This is a genomic window from Vibrio scophthalmi LMG 19158 (assembly GCF_000222585.1).
GTDB lineage: Bacteria > Pseudomonadota > Gammaproteobacteria > Enterobacterales > Vibrionaceae > Vibrio > Vibrio scophthalmi.
This window is the reverse complement of record NZ_AFWE01000012.1, coordinates 1-17,940: the sequence shown is the minus strand read 5'-3', so window position 1 is coordinate 17,940 and position 17,940 is coordinate 1. Positions and strand designations below refer to the sequence as shown.

General features: G+C 44.9%; 18 protein-coding genes. 15 read left to right on the top strand and 3 right to left on the bottom strand.

Annotation, left to right across the window (positions count from 1 at the left end):
- Nucleotides 1-27: 27 nt before the first annotated feature.
- The 3 genes from RH88_RS00195 to flgA form a co-directional block, all read right to left on the bottom strand.
- A complete protein-coding gene (locus RH88_RS00195; protein ID WP_005592598.1) occupies nucleotides 28-453 on the bottom strand; it encodes a flagella synthesis protein FlgN in 426 nt (141 codons plus the stop codon).
- A gap of 13 nt (nucleotides 454-466) precedes the next feature.
- Entirely contained in the window at nucleotides 467-784 is a 318-nt protein-coding gene (gene flgM / locus RH88_RS00190) for a flagellar biosynthesis anti-sigma factor FlgM (protein ID WP_005592597.1), read from the bottom strand.
- Between the two features lie 118 nt (nucleotides 785-902).
- Nucleotides 903-1,649: a flagellar basal body P-ring formation chaperone FlgA gene (gene flgA, locus RH88_RS00185; RefSeq protein ID WP_040757762.1), complete on the bottom strand. Its 747-nt coding sequence runs from the start codon at nucleotides 1,647-1,649 to the stop codon at nucleotides 903-905.
- A 78-nt stretch (nucleotides 1,650-1,727) separates the two neighbouring features.
- Between flgA and RH88_RS00180 the strand changes: the two genes are divergently transcribed.
- The 15 genes from RH88_RS00180 (at nucleotide 1,728) to RH88_RS00105 (ending at nucleotide 17,779) form a co-directional block, all read left to right on the top strand.
- Entirely contained in the window at nucleotides 1,728-2,654 is a 927-nt protein-coding gene (locus RH88_RS00180) for a chemotaxis protein CheV (protein ID WP_005592595.1), read from the top strand.
- 10 nt (nucleotides 2,655-2,664) lie between these two features.
- Nucleotides 2,665-3,492 (top strand): protein-glutamate O-methyltransferase, encoded by an 828-nt coding sequence (locus RH88_RS00175; RefSeq protein WP_005592594.1) that lies wholly within the window; start codon nucleotides 2,665-2,667, stop codon nucleotides 3,490-3,492.
- 248 nt (nucleotides 3,493-3,740) lie between these two features.
- Nucleotides 3,741-4,136, top strand: a complete 396-nt coding sequence (gene flgB, locus RH88_RS00170; protein WP_005592593.1) for a flagellar basal body rod protein FlgB — start codon at nucleotides 3,741-3,743, stop codon at nucleotides 4,134-4,136.
- 4 nt (nucleotides 4,137-4,140) lie between these two features.
- The gene (gene flgC, locus RH88_RS00165) at nucleotides 4,141-4,557 is read left to right on the top strand and encodes a flagellar basal body rod protein FlgC (protein WP_005592590.1); all 417 of its coding nucleotides are present in this window, start codon (nucleotides 4,141-4,143) and stop codon (nucleotides 4,555-4,557) included.
- A gap of 17 nt (nucleotides 4,558-4,574) precedes the next feature.
- Entirely contained in the window at nucleotides 4,575-5,282 is a 708-nt protein-coding gene (flgD, locus tag RH88_RS00160) for a flagellar hook assembly protein FlgD (RefSeq protein WP_005592588.1), read from the top strand.
- A 28-nt stretch (nucleotides 5,283-5,310) separates the two neighbouring features.
- Nucleotides 5,311-6,615, top strand: coding sequence for a flagellar hook protein FlgE (gene flgE, locus RH88_RS00155; protein ID WP_005592587.1), 1,305 nt, complete (start codon nucleotides 5,311-5,313; stop codon nucleotides 6,613-6,615).
- A 209-nt stretch (nucleotides 6,616-6,824) separates the two neighbouring features.
- A complete protein-coding gene (flgF, locus tag RH88_RS00150; RefSeq protein WP_005592585.1) occupies nucleotides 6,825-7,574 on the top strand; it encodes a flagellar basal-body rod protein FlgF in 750 nt (249 codons plus the stop codon).
- 19 nt (nucleotides 7,575-7,593) lie between these two features.
- Nucleotides 7,594-8,382 (top strand): flagellar basal-body rod protein FlgG, encoded by a 789-nt coding sequence (gene flgG / locus RH88_RS00145; protein ID WP_005592583.1) that lies wholly within the window; start codon nucleotides 7,594-7,596, stop codon nucleotides 8,380-8,382.
- A 55-nt stretch (nucleotides 8,383-8,437) separates the two neighbouring features.
- A complete protein-coding gene (gene flgH / locus RH88_RS00140; RefSeq protein WP_005592581.1) occupies nucleotides 8,438-9,226 on the top strand; it encodes a flagellar basal body L-ring protein FlgH in 789 nt (262 codons plus the stop codon).
- 50 nt (nucleotides 9,227-9,276) lie between these two features.
- A complete protein-coding gene (locus RH88_RS00135; protein ID WP_005592579.1) occupies nucleotides 9,277-10,368 on the top strand; it encodes a flagellar basal body P-ring protein FlgI in 1,092 nt (363 codons plus the stop codon).
- Between the two features lie 10 nt (nucleotides 10,369-10,378).
- Nucleotides 10,379-11,302 carry a flagellar assembly peptidoglycan hydrolase FlgJ gene (gene flgJ / locus RH88_RS00130; RefSeq protein ID WP_005592578.1) on the top strand — a complete coding sequence of 308 codons (924 nt, stop codon included), beginning with the start codon at nucleotides 10,379-10,381 and terminating at the stop codon, nucleotides 11,300-11,302.
- 243 nt (nucleotides 11,303-11,545) lie between these two features.
- A complete protein-coding gene (flgK, locus tag RH88_RS00120) occupies nucleotides 11,546-13,420 on the top strand; it encodes a flagellar hook-associated protein FlgK (protein ID WP_005592574.1) in 1,875 nt (624 codons plus the stop codon).
- Between the two features lie 9 nt (nucleotides 13,421-13,429).
- Nucleotides 13,430-14,623, top strand: coding sequence for a flagellar hook-associated protein FlgL (gene flgL, locus RH88_RS00115; RefSeq protein ID WP_005592573.1), 1,194 nt, complete (start codon nucleotides 13,430-13,432; stop codon nucleotides 14,621-14,623).
- A gap of 364 nt (nucleotides 14,624-14,987) precedes the next feature.
- Entirely contained in the window at nucleotides 14,988-16,127 is a 1,140-nt protein-coding gene (locus RH88_RS00110) for a flagellin (RefSeq protein ID WP_005592570.1), read from the top strand.
- A gap of 515 nt (nucleotides 16,128-16,642) precedes the next feature.
- Nucleotides 16,643-17,779 carry a flagellin gene (locus tag RH88_RS00105; RefSeq protein WP_005592567.1) on the top strand — a complete coding sequence of 379 codons (1,137 nt, stop codon included), beginning with the start codon at nucleotides 16,643-16,645 and terminating at the stop codon, nucleotides 17,777-17,779.
- Nucleotides 17,780-17,940 lie beyond the last annotated feature (161 nt).

Sequence of the window (17,940 nt, the reverse complement as noted above, 5' to 3'; positions counted from 1 at the left end):
ATTGCCGTTAATACACTCACTATGGGGTTAAGCTTTTAGATTGGTGCCTAAAGTGGAAATATTACGAGTGTGCCCTTCGGCGGTATAGGTCATGCCCATCTTGCCTTGGCTTTGTTTCATTAAGTTATTGAGCTTATGGAAACTCAATTGAGCACGTTGCAAGGCTTCTCCGTTAATAGCATTCACTTGCTGACATTCTGCGATCAGCTGACGAATTTGATCGACGAGCTGACTCAACTCAGGTTCGGTCTTCAGGCTTTCTACGTCTGGATGGCGACCGATTCGTTCATCCGTTTGCTGTAACTGGATGATCAGTGTGTTTTTTTGTCTAGCGAGCGCTTCAATATCTTTGGAGATGCGTTGAGCAATCGCGCCTTGCTCTTTCTTCAATAGTTCCGAAAGTTCATCGGCGTTTTTCAGCTGAAATTCAACTAAGCTCTGCAACGCAGCCATAAATATTCTCTAATTACATACCAAGTTCTTTTTCGAACTTGATCATATTGTCCGCTAACTTTTCCGGATCAACAGAGTAAGAGCCGTTAGCAATGGCTTCTTTGATTGCCGCCACTTTCGCTTGATCGAAGCTAGGTTGGCTGACCATCTGATTGTGCATTTCACCCACCGCTTTGCCGGCAGAACTCAACGACACGGCATCCTGCGGTGTAGAAGACGTTTTTGCTGCTGACGTCGAGGTTGATGAAGAAGTCGTATCGCTACTGCGGGGGGCACTGCGTGTTGATGTCGTCAGTGTTTGCCCAGAGCGTATATTGTCTATACCTGCCATTTAGAAAGCCTTTTTACGTGTAGAAAATCCTGTACTGAACATATCGGCAGAAATGTGCAGACCTTTAGGAATATTTCATGATCCTTTTTTGATCTAGGCTGACCATGATTAATTGTCCCTAAAATATCACGGTAACTTCAGAAATATCGCTTACTCTTGCATCAATTATACGATTGGATTTACTATTTTTCACTCTTATCTGCTCACCGTGCGATCCATCTGATAAAGCGACCCCTTTTGTTGTAATGGTCATACCAGATTTTACGGCTTTTATGGTGACAATATCGTTGCGACAAACAACACAAATATCATTTTGTTCAATAATTTCACCCGAGCGTAAGTTTTTCTTCACTTTTGCACCAATTACAGCATTTATTGTGGAAAAACCTTGCCGCCTTAACCGCTGCAAGTCTACCATGTTGATGGTGACATCATGGGCCGAGATAATTTCGCCTTTATTGAGTGATGTCGTCAGTGTCGCTTGCGGACCTGTGCGTATCAGTCGAACAGAGACATAGGTTTTCCAATTATCCTCCGGACACTCAACGAGTACGGTAATATTACTGGCATTTGAGTTCGTTGAACGTGAGGATGCAATGAGTTCCGTAGGGCAATCGCTGGCAAAGATTCGGCTATCAATATTCGCCGCTTTGGCTTCTAAAGTGCCACCTGCGGGTTGTTCTATATTCTCAATAATGTATTGTTCAGCGATCGTTTGAATGTGCGTTATTTGCTCAGGCGTTGCAGAGTGCGACGAAAAGCTAAAGAATAGCGACAGCACGCCGATAAGCGTAATAATTCGATTTAAAAAAACATGAATTGAGGGTGTGGAAATAGTTGAAAGGGATGATGTTAAATATATCATTCGTTTTCTCTGGTTTTCATAGCCTGTTCTAGATTACCACTTTTTATACATGAAAGTTTGAGAGATGGAGATGAGCTTATGACGGGTATTCTTGATTCTGTGAATCAGCGTACACAACTCGTCGGTCAAAACCGATTAGAACTACTTACGTTTCGCCTAATGGGTCGTCAGCGTTATGGTATCAACGTATTTAAGGTTAAAGAAGTTCTCCAATGTCCTAAGCTTACCATCATGCCTAATCTTCACCCGCTCGTTAAGGGGGTGGCGCATATTCGTGGTCATACCGTGTCTGTGATTGATTTAAGTTTAGCCATTGGTGGTCGCCCAACGACGGACGTGGATAAAGCATTTGTCGTAATTGCCGAGTTTAACCGCACTATTCAAGCATTCTTGGTGACCTCGGTTGAGCGCATTATCAATATGCACTGGGAAGCGATTTTGCCGCCGCCACAAGGCTCAGGTAAAGCGCATTATTTAACTGCGGTGACGAACATCGATAATGAACTGGTTGAAATTCTTGATGTTGAAAAAATTCTGGCAGAGATCGCGCCTGTGGATGAAACCATGGATGCCAATATTGGCCAAGAAATCGCCCAAGCGCAGGCGGAAAGACAAGTTGTACGCCGTATCTTAATTGCAGATGACTCGACCGTTGCTCGTAAACAAGTTGAGCGTGCCATTACTTCAATTGGTTTTGAAGTTGTGTCAGTCAAAGATGGCAAAGAAGCGTACGAAAAACTGTTAGAAATGGCATCACAAGGCAGCATCTATGATCAAATATCGTTGGTGATTTCTGATATTGAAATGCCTGAGATGGATGGTTATACATTGACCGCAGAAATTCGACGTCATGCAGAATTAAAAGATTTATATGTCATACTGCACTCTTCATTGAGTGGGGTATTTAACCAAGCGATGGTTGAGCGAGTTGGTGCAAATGCCTTTATCGCCAAATTTAATCCAGATGAGCTTGGTAATGCAGTGAAGACTGCACTTACAAATTAAAGAGAAGTGAATGACAGCGATAACAATAAGCGATCAAGAGTATCGTGACTTCAGCCGTTTTTTAGAATCCCAATGCGGTATTGTGCTTGGAGAAAGTAAGCAATACCTCGTTCGAAGCCGTTTGAGTCCGTTAGTAGCTAAGTTTAAGTTGGCGTCGCTTTCTGATTTATTACGCGATGTAATTACTGGACGTAATCGTGAGCTGCGCATTGCCGCCGTGGATGCGATGACGACCAACGAAACGTTATGGTTCCGTGATAGCTACCCATTCACCGTACTTGCCGATAAAATTTTACCGGAAGTAGCGGCGAATAAGCGCCCGATCAAAATCTGGTCGGCGGCAAGTTCATCAGGCCAAGAGCCGTACTCAATGGCAATGACCATTTTGGAAACGCAAGTGCGTAAGCCGGGTATGCTGCCAAATGTATCGATTACCGCCACTGACATCTCATCCAATATGTTGGATATGTGTCGTGCTGGCGTGTATGACAACTTGGCATTAGGTCGAGGTTTATCGCCAGAGCGTCGCCGCACCTTCTTTGAAGATGTGGGTGATGGTCGTATGAAAATCAAAGACAACGCCAAACGTCTGGTTAACTTCCGCCCACAAAATCTGATGGATAGCTACGCATTGCTCGGTAAATTCGATATTATTTTTTGCCGTAACGTGCTGATCTACTTCTCACCAGACATGAAGTCAAAAGTGCTTAATCAAATGGCCAATAGCCTTAACCCGGGCGGTTACTTGCTACTTGGGGCGTCAGAGTCGTTAACTGGCCTGACTGACCGTTTTGAAATGGTGCGTTGCAACCCTGGTATTATTTACAAACTTAAATAAGCGTACTTCAGTCACGTTTGTATTAAAGAGCCCAGCAGTTGCTGGGTTTTTTTATGGCGATAAAGTACCGCTATACTCAAGATGACATTCCAAGTTAGCAACCAATCAATTAATGACGACCAAAAAGTTGGCGTAGTTATTGCTGATTAAAAATTGAGATAAAGTGATGGAGTGACAATTTTGAAAGTTGGTACGTATATTGCTTTATCTACTAGTAATAACGGTCAGTTCTGAATGTAGAGGCAAACATGGCTATTTCTTTTGACAAGGCTTTAGGCGTTCATCAACACACAGTCGGTGTACGCGAGCGCAATGCGGAAGTGATTTCCAGCAACATTGCACAATCTAATACGCCAGGTTACAAAGCAAAAGGAATGGACTTTAATAAGGCGTTGCAGGCGGCAACATCAGAGGCAAGCATTGGTCTTAGCCGCACTGATGGTCGGCATATTCCTGCCTCTACCAGAGTGACAGGGGAAGTGCAGTATCGGCTGCCAACACAACCTGACACCGGTGATGGCAATACGGTGGATGTGGATTTAGAGCGTAACTTGTTTATGCAAAATCAAATCAGACACCAAGCATCACTCGACTTCTTAGGAAGCAAATTCAAGAACTTAACCAAAGCAATCAAAGGGGAATAATTAGATGAGCTTATTTAACGTATTCAATGTGACTGGTTCTGCCATGAGTGCTGAATCCGTTCGTCTAAATACTACCTCAAGCAACTTGGCGAACGCAGACAGTATCTCAAGCTCGGCAAAAGATACCTATAAAGCGCGTCATGCGGTATTTGGTGCGGAGTTAAGTAAAGCACAATATGGTCGTGACCATAACGTGCCAGTGAAAGTGTTAGGTATTGTTGAAAGCGATAAACCGCTGAATGCGGAGTACAACCCAGATCATCCTCTTGCCAATGACGAAGGTTATATCTACAAACCTAATGTCAACGTCATGGAGGAAATGGCCAACATGATTTCTGCTTCTCGTTCATATCAAACCAATGTTCAAGTTGCAGATGCTAGTAAACAAATGCTGCTGCGTACGCTGCAGATGGGTCAATAGGGATAAGGAGGTAACGTATGGCCGGTATTAATAACGTTGGTCAAAGCGGCTTGTCCTATGTAGACCAGCTTAAAGCGCTTCAAGAGCAAAAAAAGCCTGAAGGAACAACAGGTAAGCAAGATCTTAAACAAGAAGATTTCTTATCGTTGCTCACCAAGCAACTTGCTCAACAGGATCCTTTTAAGCCGGTTGGTAACGACCAGATGATTGCGCAAATGGCTTCATTTGCCACCGTTGATGGCATTGGCAAGATGAACAATCAGTTCGATACATTGAACGCGTCAATGACATCAAACCAAGCTTTGCAGGCGTCGACTCTGGTTGGCCGAGATGTATTGGTTCCAGGTGCTGCAGGCTTAAAGCAAGACGGTAAATCAATGGCGGCAATGGTGAAACTGCCACAAAGCGTAGACAACATGTTTGTCCGCGTTGAGAACGAGATGGGCCAATTGGTGCGCACGTTCGAAGTGGGGGCGAAACCGGCCGGCGATAACCGCGTTGTGTGGGACGGAAAAGATGAAAACGGTAATCCATTGCCGGCTGGCAAGTACAATGTGAAAGCATCGGGCTTGTTAGAGGGAGAAAGCAAAGAGTTTGAAGTATCGACATACGCAAACGTCAACAGCGTTCTTCTGGGTAAAGGTGATGGCAACGTACTGCTTAATCTGGCTGGCTTTGAGTCACCAGTTCGACTTGCTGAAGTACTTGAAGTAGGCAAAGCGTAACAACGCGAGCTAGATAGGAGAATTTGGAATGTCATATGTATCATTAAGCGGGTTATCAGCCGCTCAGCTCGATCTGAACACCACCAGTAATAACATTGCCAACGCCAACACGTTCGGTTTTAAAGAATCACGTGCTGAATTTGGCGATGTTTATTCAAACTCATTATTTACTAACTCTAAGACCTCTGCAGGCCAAGGTGTACAAGCAAATAAGGTTGCACAGCAATTCCACGAAGGTTCAAGTGTTTACACCAACAACCCATTGGATTTACGCGTGTCTGGTACGGGTTTCTTTTCGGTGGCTAAAGAGCGTTTGATCCCTCAGCAAAATGAGCTGACTCGTAACGGTGCTTTCCACTTGAACAAAGATAACTACATGGTCACTTCAAATGAAGAGTACCTATTGGGTTATGAAGTGAATCAAGATACTGGTGATGTACTCTCTTACGAGCCAAGACCAATTAACATTCCTGCGGAGTTTGGTAAACCAAAGCAAACGGCCAACATTCAAGTAGGTGTGAACTTACCTGCTAATGGTGACCTAAAAGATCCTGCTTTGTTTGATTACTCAGATCCAGAAACGTATAACCGTTCAACGTCTTCGACCATTTATGACTCGATGGGCCAATCTTACAAGATGACGACGTACTACTTGAAAGATCAAACTCAGCCTAATACATGGCAGACTTACTATACCGTGACGGATAAAGCGGGCGAAAAGCCAATCAACATTACTGGCGGTGATGCAACCACACCAACAGGTCATGTTGGCCACACAATGAAGTTCAATAACGATGGTACTTTAGCGAGCCTGAACAACGGCCAAAACATTGTTAGTGATCCGATTGGTGCTGGCGCGAATCCAGTTGATATGAACGGTGCAGATGGTAGTCAAACGCTATCGTTTGGCTTAGATTCAGCCACTCAGTTTGCTGCTCCATTTGAATTGACTAAATTTGATGAAGATGGCGCAACAACGGGCTTTCTAACTAAGATTGACTTTGATGAAAATGGCAGTGTATTAGGCACTTACTCAAATGGTGAAAACATCACTTTGGGTCGTGTGGCACTGGTTCGCGTTGCGAATGAACAAGGTCTTGATAAGAAAGGCGGCACGCAGTGGGATTCAACGCAATACTCAGGTGATAAAATCTGGGGTGAATCGAATAAAGGTTCATTTGGTACCATCAACAATGGTGCACTTGAACAAGCGAACATCGATATGACGCAAGAATTGGTCGATTTGATTTCCGCGCAGCGTAACTTCCAAGCGAACTCGCGTTCTCTAGAGGTACATAATCAGCTGCAACAAAACATCCTGCAAATTCGTTAATTCTCTTAAGCAGAATCAAGCGTACTCTATCTGGATGGCAACTTGGCGGCAACGCCTGGTTGCCATTGTTGCCACCTCAATCTTCTTTTCCTTTCTTGCTTGCGTCAAAAATTTTACCAGCCACACTCATCTGATTGATTAATAACATAAATATTTTATGGCATAACAATTGCTTATTTAGCTCTGAATAGTGATTTTTGGAGCAAGTTATGGATCGTTCTCTGTTTCTCGCCATGAGCGGTGCCAAGCAAAATATGCAGGCATTGCAGCTCAGAGCGAACAACTTAGCCAACGTAGGCACCACTGGTTTTCGTGCGGATTTAGCGCAAGCGCGTTCAATGCAAGCGTATGGCGATGGGTTGCCGACGCGTGTATTTAGCATGACAGAACGTCCGGGCCATAACTTTCAACAAGGCAGTGTTATTACCACAGGACGTGATCTCGATGTCACCGTACAAGGTGATGGCTGGATTTCTGTGATGGATAAAACCGGTAAAGAGGGTTTAACTCGTAACGGTAATCTGCAAATTGACACCAATGGCCTACTGATCAGCGGCAACGGTAACTTGGTTCTGGGTGAAGGCGGAGCGCCGATCACATTGCCAGTTCCTGTGAGCAAGGTTGAAATCGGTAACGATGGTACGATCTCTGTATTACCTCAAGGTGCGCCAGCGGATGCGATGGAAGTTGTCGATCGCGTTAAATTGGTTCGCATTGATAATCAATCACTATTCAAAGATGTAAACGGTTTATTCCGAGCTAAAAATCCTAATACGGCATACGAGGCCGATGCGGGTGTAAAACTGTTAAAAGGTGCCATCGAAGGAAGTAACGTCAACGCGGTGGGTGAAATGACGGCATTAATTGACCTACAACGTCAATTTGAAATGCAGGTCAAAATGATGAGCACAGCGGAAGAGATGGATAAAGCCTCTGACACGCTACTTCGTTCGAGCTAATAATTTTTAGGAGATTACTATGCATCCGGCACTATGGGTAAGTAAGACTGGCTTAGACGCTCAGCAAACCAATATTTCAACAATTTCAAACAACTTGGCGAACGCCTCGACCATCGGTTATAAAAAAAGCCGTGCGGTATTTGAGGATCTGTTTTATCAAAATATCAACCAAGCGGGCGGGCAGTCTTCACAGAACACTGAACTGCCGAGTGGTTTAATGCTTGGGGCAGGTTCAAAGGTTGTGGCAACCCAAAAGGTCCACACCAACGGTAACGCGCAAACCACCACCAACAGCTTAGACATGATGATTGAAGGCGATGGCTTTTTCCAAGTCCTAATGCCTGATGGCAATATTGGTTATAGCCGCAATGGTCAATTCACTGTGAACGATGAAGGTGTGGTCGTGACCTCGGGTGCCGGCTACGCACTGGAACCTGAAATTGCCATTCCAGAAGATGCGATTGGTATTACCGTCGGTACCGATGGTGAAGTTTCCGTTCGTCTGCGTGGGCAACAAGATAACCAAGTTATTGGCCAAATTACCACGGTGGATTTTATAAACCCAGGTGGCCTAGAGCCGGTGGGACAAAACCTTTACTTACCAACCGGTGCCAGCGGTGACCCACAAGAAGGGGTTCCAGGCTTTGATGGCTTTGGTAAGGTGCGTCAATCGATGCTGGAAACGTCAAACGTGAATGTGACGGAAGAATTGGTCAACATGATTGAAGCACAGCGTGTCTACGAGATGAACTCAAAAGTGATCTCAGCAGTCGATAAGATGATGAGCTTCGTGAATCAGCAGCTATAACGCGCTACTGATTCACAGTAAGTAGAATATTCCAAAGCATTAAGAGGTCACGAGTATGAATCGCATCTTAACCCTGATTGCTATCGCGTTGATGTCGGGCTGTACCATGTTAGAGCCACCGGTAGAAACGCCCGATGTCGTGCAAGGTACCACCACGGTTGACGCTGTTGAGGGCGATAAATCGGGTGACGACAGTTCAGGTATTATCGATACGCTGCGTGGCCGCAATGATCCAGTTGCCGGTGATCCCGCTTGGGCGCCAATTCACCCAAAACATGAACCAGAGCACTATGCAGCAGAAACTGGCTCACTATTTAATACCGGCAGTAAAGCAGGCAGTGTTAGCCTCTACAACGACTCTAAACCTCGTGGGATTGGTGACATTATCACTGTAACGATGGACGAGAGTACCAAAGCGGCAAAAAGTGCCGATGCAGATCTGTCAAAAAACAATGCGGCAAATATGGACCCATTGGAAGTGGGTGGTCAGCAACTTAACGTTGGTGATTATAACTTTTCGTATAATCTGAAAAACGACAATAAATTTACCGGCAGTGCGGCTGCCAACCAAAGCAACAGCATTTCAGGTTCGATCACCGTTGAAGTTGTTGAAGTGCTAGCGAACGGTAACCTTGTGATTCGTGGTGAAAAATGGCTCACGCTTAACACTGGAGATGAATATATCCGCCTTAGTGGCACGATTCGTCCTGATGATATTAGCTACGACAACACGATTGCTTCAACCCGCGTTTCTAACGCCCGCATCCGCTATTCTGGTACGGGTACTCAACAAGATATGCAAGAACCTGGATTCTTGGCACGATTCTTCAATGTATCCCTGTAATTCGATTTGAAGGCGGTGTTTTGACACCGCCTTAAGTTACAGGTATCGCAATGAACAAAGTTATCCTCCTTATCACCTCAATGCTACTGATGGCTACATCAGCTCAAGCTGCACGTATTAAAGACGTCGCGCAGGTTGCAGGTGTGCGTAGTAACCAATTGGTGGGTTATGGTTTGGTGACCGGTCTACCGGGAACGGGGGAATCAACGCCGTTTACCGATCAAAGTTTCAATGCGATGCTGCAAAATTTCGGCATTCAATTGCCACCTGGCACAAAACCAAAAACGAAGAACGTCGCGGCGGTATTAGTTACCGCTGAATTGCCTGCTTTTTCAAAGCAAGGACAAAGTATTGATGTAACGGTCTCTTCAATTGGTTCTGCGAAAAGTCTGCGTGGCGGCACGCTGATGCAAACCATGCTAAAAGGTTTGGATGGTCAAGTGTACGCAGTCGCCCAAGGTAACTTGGTGGTGAGTGGCTTTAGCGCTTCTGGCGCTGATGGTTCAAAAATTGTTGGTAACAATCCAACCGCCGGTATGATCTCTAACGGTGCAATGGTTGAACGTGAAATTCCAAGTCCATTTAGCCGCGGCGATTACATCACTTTTAACCTCCTCGAATCCGATTTTACCACTGCGCAGCGCTTGGCAGATGCAGTGAATAACTTCCTTGGTCCACAAATGGCGCAAGCCGTTGATGCAACCTCAGTAAAAGTGCGCGCTCCGCGTGATACGAGTCAACGAGTGGCGTTTCTTTCCGCTGTTGAAAATCTAGAATTCGATCCAGCAGAAGGTTCAGCCAAAATCATCGTAAACTCACGCACCGGTACCATCGTGGTTGGCAAGCATGTACGTTTGAAAGCGGCGGCGGTTACCCATGGCGGCATGACAGTGGCAATAAAAGAAAACCTCAATGCCAGCCAGCCGAATCCATTTGGCGGTGGTGACACCGTTGTCGTACCAGATTCTGATATCGAAGTGAGCGAAGAGCAGGGCAAAATGTTTAAATTTGAGCCGGGCTTAACGTTAGATGATTTGGTGAGAGCAGTGAATGAAGTTGGTGCTGCGCCTTCAGATTTAATGGCTATCTTGCAAGCGCTGAAACAAGCGGGAGCAATTGAAGGCCAATTGATCATCATTTAAGGGATTAACTATGATTAATAACGGTAATGATATTGGCTTTATTCATGATATCGCTGGGCTAGATAAACTACGTCAACAAGCGGTAAAGGGTGATGAAGCGAGTGAGAAAGAAGCGCTGACGGCAGCAGCAAAACAGTTTGAGTCGATCTTTACGAGCATGCTATTTAAATCGATGCGTGATGCGAATGCGACTTTTGAATCGGGTTTGTTAGACAGCCAAAACCAGCAGTTTTATCGTCAAATGCAAGATGAGCAGATGGCGAGCGAACTAAGCTCATCAGGCTCGCTAGGCCTGGCGGATATGATTGTTGCGCAATTGAGTACTGGTTCGATCGAAAACAACAGTGCCTCTAATCATGATGACTTTGCCGACATTATGGAAAAAGTGGAACGTGCGCGCCAGTCACAATCATTACGTGATGGAGAGCCACAACCTGCCGAACCGGCAAGCAAAGTGGTAGCCAAAGCGGCAAACTTTGACTCGCCAGAATCATTCGTGGCTTCGATGAAGCCTTACGCTGAAAAAGCCGCACGTGCGTTGGGAGTGGATTCGTCGCTACTATTAGCACAAGCGGCATTAGAAACGGGATGGGGGCAAAAAATGGTTGCCAACACTCGTGGTAGCAGCAATAACCTGTTTAACATTAAAGCGGATAGAAGTTGGGATGGCGCGAAAGTGGCGACTCAAACGCTCGAATACCATCAGGGTGTGCCTGTTCAAGAGAAAGCGGCATTCCGCTCTTACTCTGATTATGAGCAAAGCTTTAATGACTATGTACGTTTCCTTAATGAAAACCCGCGTTACACCACCGCACTTCGTCATGGTGGCAATTCTGAACAGTTTATCCGCGGCATCCATCAAGCGGGTTACGCAACGGATCCTCAATACGCAGAGAAGGTATTAAGGGTTAAAGATAAAATCGATCAAATGTAAAACAGTCACCTTCGGGTGACTTTTTTTAGAATAGAGGGCGTTTACCCATTGTTGCGGCATTCTATGATCTTTTATTCGTTTCTCGTTTCTCGTCTCTCTTTTCTTCTTTATTTCTCGTTGTTCTTTTTTCTTCGCCTCTCGATTCTCCATTCTTTCTTCTCACCTCTCTCATTGGCACATTAATTGCTTTTATCTTATCAGTTACTCAGCTAACGCTGATTTTATAAGGTTTTCGGGGGCAATATGGCGTCGGATCTACTGGGTTTAGGTACACAAAGCGTACTCACCGCTCAGAGACAACTCAACACCACAGGGCATAACATTTCCAATGTCAACACAGAGGGCTATAGCCGTCAGTCTGTGCTGCAAGGAACCAATGATCCACGTCAGTTTGGGGGCCAAACTTACGGTATGGGTGTGCATGTGGAAAATGTTCGCCGCTCATTTGATCAGTTTGCCGTTAATGAGTTGAATATCTCGACCACCAACTACGCCTCCCGCTATGACAACGAAGAAGATCTGCAAATTCTGTCAGGTTTACTCTCATCAGTCGCTTCGCAAAAAATACCAGAGAATATGAACGGCTGGTTTGATGCGGTTAAATCTCTCGCTGACAGCCCAAACGATGTCGGTTCACGTAAAGTTGTGCTAGAGAAAGCTTGGTTTATTGCGCAGAACCTGAATGATTTAGATCGCGACATTCACCGTCAGCAAGATACTGCGAATAAAAAATTGGAGCTCGGGGTTGAGCGTGTTAATCAGCTTGGTTTGGAAATTCGTGATATCAACCGTTTGATGATGCGCAACCCAGGGCCGCACAACGATCTAATGGATCGACATGAAAAACTGATTGGTGAGTTGTCTGAATATACCAAAGTGACCGTGACCCCGCGTGCGAATCGTGAAGGTTTTAACGTTCATATCGGTAATGGACACATGCTCGTTTCTGGTACAGAAGCAAGTACACTAGCGCTTGTCGATGGCTTTCCTGATGCCCAGCAACAACGTTTGGCGATGATTGAAGGCAAAGGCATCAAACCAATCTCCAGTAAAGACATTGATGGCAAAATCGGTGCAATGTTGGATATGCGTGACAATAAAGTCCCGTTTCTACTGGATGAAATTGGTAAGCTTGCAGTTGGTTTTTCTAATGCAGTCAATCATTTACAAACGCAAGGTTTGGATTTGAAAGGTCAAATTGGCGTTGAGATGTTCACTGATGTGAACTCCGCTATCGCAGTGAAGTCTCGTGTTGTCACTTCGTCAAATTCTAAAGCCGATCTTGAAGTACACATTGAAAATATTACGCCATTAAAAACCGGTGAGTATTCATTGCAATATGATGGCAGTGACCATTTTATTACTCGCCCTGATGGACAGCGTGAACAAGTCAAAATGGATGGTAATTCGATCCATGTTGATGGGTTGCGTATTCAAATCAACCAAGAACTTGCCAGTGGCGAGCGGGTGTTGATTCGCCCAACGCGTTCGGGGGCAGGAGAGATTAAACTCGCGATTGAAGATGTCTCAAAGATCGCAGCGCAAAGCTACGAGGCATCGACCACCTTTGCTCAAGGCCGCGCAAAATTTGAGATCGAAAAGACTGGTGATTTAAAAGAATTTGAAGTGATCGTCTCGCCAGACGGCAAGCAATTTGCCGTTACTGACAAAGAGGGCACTGTGCTCTTGCAACCTCAAGAATACCCGCCGAAAGGTGCCGTTGAGGTGCTTGGCACCAAATTTACCTTAACCGATGGTGCGTTGCCGAATGATAAATTTACGGCAAACCTTGTCCCTTCAGAAGGCGGCAACGGCAATTTACGTAAAATGTTGCACTTGCAGACTGATAAACATTTGAATAATGGTGAATCAACCGTGATCGATATTTATCACGATCTGAACACCAATATGGGCTTAAAACTATCAACAGCTTCAAAACTGACCGACATCTCACGCGTTGAGAAAGAGTCCGCACAAGCACGTGTTGCCACGGTTTCTGGGGTTAACCTTGATGAAGAAGCTGCCAATATGATGAAGTTTCAGCAAGCTTATATGGCCTCTTCACGAGTGATGCAAGCGGCGAATGAAACGTTTGATACCATTTTGGCACTTAGGTAGGAGTGATAAATGTTAACTAGAATTTCCAGCTTTCATAACTACCAATCCGTGCAAAATGACATGCGCCGCCAAGAAGGATTAGTGCACCATAATCAAGCGCAATTAGCTTCGGGTAAAAAACTAATTCAGCCAAGTGATGATCCACTGGCGACACACTATATCCAAAACATTGGCCAGCAATCGGAAGAGTTAAAGCAATTCGTTAACTCGATTGTCTTAACCCGCAGTCGTCTTGAACACCAAGAAGTGATTGTGTCGAATGCTGAACAATATATTGATGAAGGCAAGCGCACAGTGATGGAAATGATCAATGGTGCGTTAGCGCCAGAAGATCGCATCGCTAAGCAACGCGAAATTGAAGAGCTGTTTGATAACCTTCTCACTTTGGGTAATACCCAAGATGAGTCGGGTAACTACGTTTTCTCGGGTACCAAGCCTAAAGTACAAGCTTTTTTCCGCGATAATGCCGGGAATGTGACGTATGCCGGTGATGACTACCAGCGCAAGATGCGTATTTCGAACAGCCAAGAAATGCCAGTCAATGATCCAGGTAACAAGCTGTTTATGCAGATCGATAACCCTTTCGGTGATTACGATCCTAACTATCAATTGACGGAAGGTTCGGAGTTGCTGCTTGAGCGAGCGATAAATCGTAATGATGCTGATACTGCGACTTACAAAGTGACCTTCGTTGATATGCCAAATGGCAAGTTCGGTTACCAGCTAGAGCAAAATGGTAGCGTGGTAAAAGCCGATGAGTTTGACCCAACGCAGGCAATTCAATACCAAGATTTATCTATTCAAGTAAAAGGTCAAATCACCAAAGGTGACAAGATTGAGCTTGAACCGAAAAAAACGTTTTCAATGTTTGAAACGTTTAAAAACGCTCGCGACTTTTCTGAGGGCGAGGTGTCGGACGCTTCAAACACCGCAGAGTTACACCAAGTGACTCAGGAATTTCATGCGGCGTTTATTCATTTGAATAAAGCTCGTTCGGATTTAGGGGCGCGATTAAGCACCCTCGACATTCAAGAAGAGCAACATGAAGACTTTCGCATGACGTTAGCAAAATCTAAGAGCAACTTTGAAGACTTAGATTATGCCGCTGCTGTCATCGAATTTAACGAAAATACTCGAGCGCTTCAGGCGTCTCAACAAGCGTTTGGTAAAGCAAAAGATTTAACTTTGTTTAACTATATCTAAGCCTTATGTGCGATGCCATAAGAGCAAAATATAGTTCCACCGAGTGTTACACGAGCGAAAAAACGCCGTGGCAAATAGGTGGCAAATAGGCGGCAAAGTAATCACCGCGGATGAAAAAAACGGCAATTAGAAATGGTTAGAAAATAAAGTGTTACCATAAGTTATTGTATTTAAATGGTAATTTTTATTTTCATTGTAATTTAAAAAGTTGGCATATTAATTGAATTAACTATTTCAAAGTTTCACTAAACGGTTTTTAGGTAAGGCAATCCCTTACTGAACAAATAATTTACGGTCAGTACTTCCAAATGAGATTAAGCTGGCCGCTTCGCAAGACATTGCGAACTCACTAGGAGTGCAAATTATGACCATTAACGTAAATACTAACGTCTCGGCGATGACCGCTCAGCGTTACCTTACAAAATCGACTGATGATCTGAATACCTCGATGGAACGCCTATCATCAGGTAAAAAAATCAACAGTGCTAAAGATGACGCGGCCGGTCTACAGATTTCAAACAGATTGACTGCGCAATCTCGCGGCCTCGACGTAGCGATGCGTAATGCGAATGATGGTATCTCGATTGCGCAAACCGCAGAAGGTGCGATGGATGAATCCACCAGTATTTTGCAACGTATTCGTGACTTATCACTGCAATCGGCAAACGGCACTAACTCATCTGCTGAACGCGAAGCGATCAATGAAGAAGTGGTCGCTCTGCAAGATGAATTGAACCGTATAGCAGAGACAACGTCGTTTGGTGGTCGTAAATTGTTGAATGGCCAGTTTGGTGAAGCGGCATTCCAAATTGGCGCAAGCTCTGGTGAAGCAATGATCATGGGCTTGACCAGTATTCGCGCTGATGAAGCACGTATGGGGGGTCAAACGTTTGCAGGTACTATTGGCAAAGACAGCGAGTGGGGTATCCCTGCAGATAAAGCCGACCTAACGATTAAATTCACCACCAAAGAGGGTGAATTGGTCGACTTAGCCATCAATACTCGCGCTGGCGATGATATTGAAGAGCTTGCGACTTACCTTAATGGTCAATCACAAAAGCTAAACGCTTCTGTTGATGAAAATGGTCAGCTACAGATTTTCGTTCCAAATCGTCATCTAGAAGGCAATGTTGAGTTTGGTGGCGGACTAGCCGGTGAACTAGGTCTAGCGGGTGGTCCTGGTACAGCCGCGACGGTTCAAAGCATTGATGTGACAACCGTTGGTGGCGCGCAAAATGCTGTTGGTATCGTCGATTCAGCACTGCAATACGTTGATTCACAACGTGCAGATCTCGGTGCAAAACAAAACCGCTTAAGCCACAGTATTAATAACTTGGCTAACATCCAAGAAAACGTAGCAGCGTCAAATAGCCGTATTCGTGATACTGATTTTGCGAAAGAAACGACGGCAATGACCAAAGCACAAATTCTGCAACAAGCAGGGACCTCAATCCTTGCTCAAGCAAAACAATTGCCTAACTCTGCAATCACGCTATTGCAGTAATAGTAAGTCTCCCTATTGGCATTACCTAGACGTAGGACAGTAGGGGATTTACGGCAAGCATGAACCAGATTCACGATGGGGTTCTCTCTCACAACTACCCCTGAGTGATGATATTCATGCACGGCGGCCATAAATGATCATTTCTCTCGATCTCCATATTGGCTACCACACTAGCCCCGGTTCTCTCAAAGGATGGGGCTTTTCTTTTTCTTCTTATTCTCTATCCTGATATTTATCTACTGTTAGCACCTGCTCGCACCTATCCATCGTCGTCTTTTTTCTTATAAAACATCGCCACTTCGGCTTATTATTTGATGAATAATCACCCTGATTTTTTAGAGCCAGCTCAATTATTTGTCAATAAATGCCTATTTTTAAAACAAATTCTCCTATTGCTCTAAAGTTAACCAATTCCCCGTCGCTAATAAGGTTACTTTGAGAGAACTACTTGGTTTGCCGAGACGTCGGAAACCGCACGGAATATCCGCTCGGCGGAAATCAATAGGAGAGGCACCATGGCGGTGAATGTAAATACAAACGTATCAGCGATGACAGCGCAGCGTTACTTAAACAGTGCAACCAGTGCTCAACAAGAGTCGATGGAGCGTTTATCTTCAGGCTCAAGAATCAACAGCGCCAAAGATGATGCCGCTGGTATGCAGATTTCGAACCGTTTGAATGTGCAAAGTCGTGGTTTAGACGTTGCGGTTCGTAATGCGAACGATGGTATCTCAATTGCGCAAACTGCAGAAGGTGCGATGAATGAAAGCACCAACATTCTACAGCGTATGCGTGATCTTTCTTTGCAGTCTGCTAACGGCTCAAATTCAGATTCAGAACGTGTGGCGATTCAAGAAGAAGTAACGGCATTGAATGATGAGTTGAACCGAATTGCCGAAACAACCTCATTTGGTGGCAACAAGCTCCTTAATGGTACCTTCTCGACCAAATCAATGCAGATTGGTGCGGATAATGGTGAAGCGGTGATGCTGTCGCTACAGAACATGCGCAGTGATAACACCATGATGGGTGGCAATAGCTACGTAGCCGCGACAGAGAAAGGCGCTGACTGGACAGTACAAGCTGACAGCGCTGCATTAGACATCACCGTGACAGACCGTTACAGCGGCGAAGAGAAGCTAATTAATATCGTCGCTAAAGAAGGTGATGATATCGAAGAAGTGGCAACCTACATTAATGGCCAAACTGATATGGTCAAAGCATCAGTGAACGAAGATGGTCAACTACAACTCTTTACTGATAACAATAAAGTCAGTGGCACAGCGTCATTTGCAGGCTCGCTAGCCAGTGATCTACAAATTGGTGAAGCCAAAGCTCAAACGGTTGATACGATCGATGTGACAAGTGTTGGTGGCGCGCAGCAATCGGTCGCAGTTGTCGATGCGGCATTGAAGTTTGTTGATAGCCATCGTGCTGAGTTGGGTGCTTTCCAAAACCGCTTCGACCATGCGATCAGTAACCTTGATAACATCAATGAAAATGTGAATGCATCGAAGAGCCGTATTGCAGATACTGATTTTGCGAAAGAGACGACAGCATTGACTAAATCACAGATCCTTAGTCAAGCATCAAGTTCGGTATTGGCTCAAGCGAAACAAGCGCCAAACTCAGCGTTAAGTTTGCTTGGTTAATCGTAGGTCAAATTCTCATGAATGATTCTAAATCCAGTCTTCGGGCTGGATTTTTTTATCTGTGCGAAATGAAGATTTATTTGATGAGCGCTGAACAGGGTAGTAGAGAATAGAGAATAGAGAATAGAGAATAGAGAATAGAGAATAGAGAGTGGAATGTT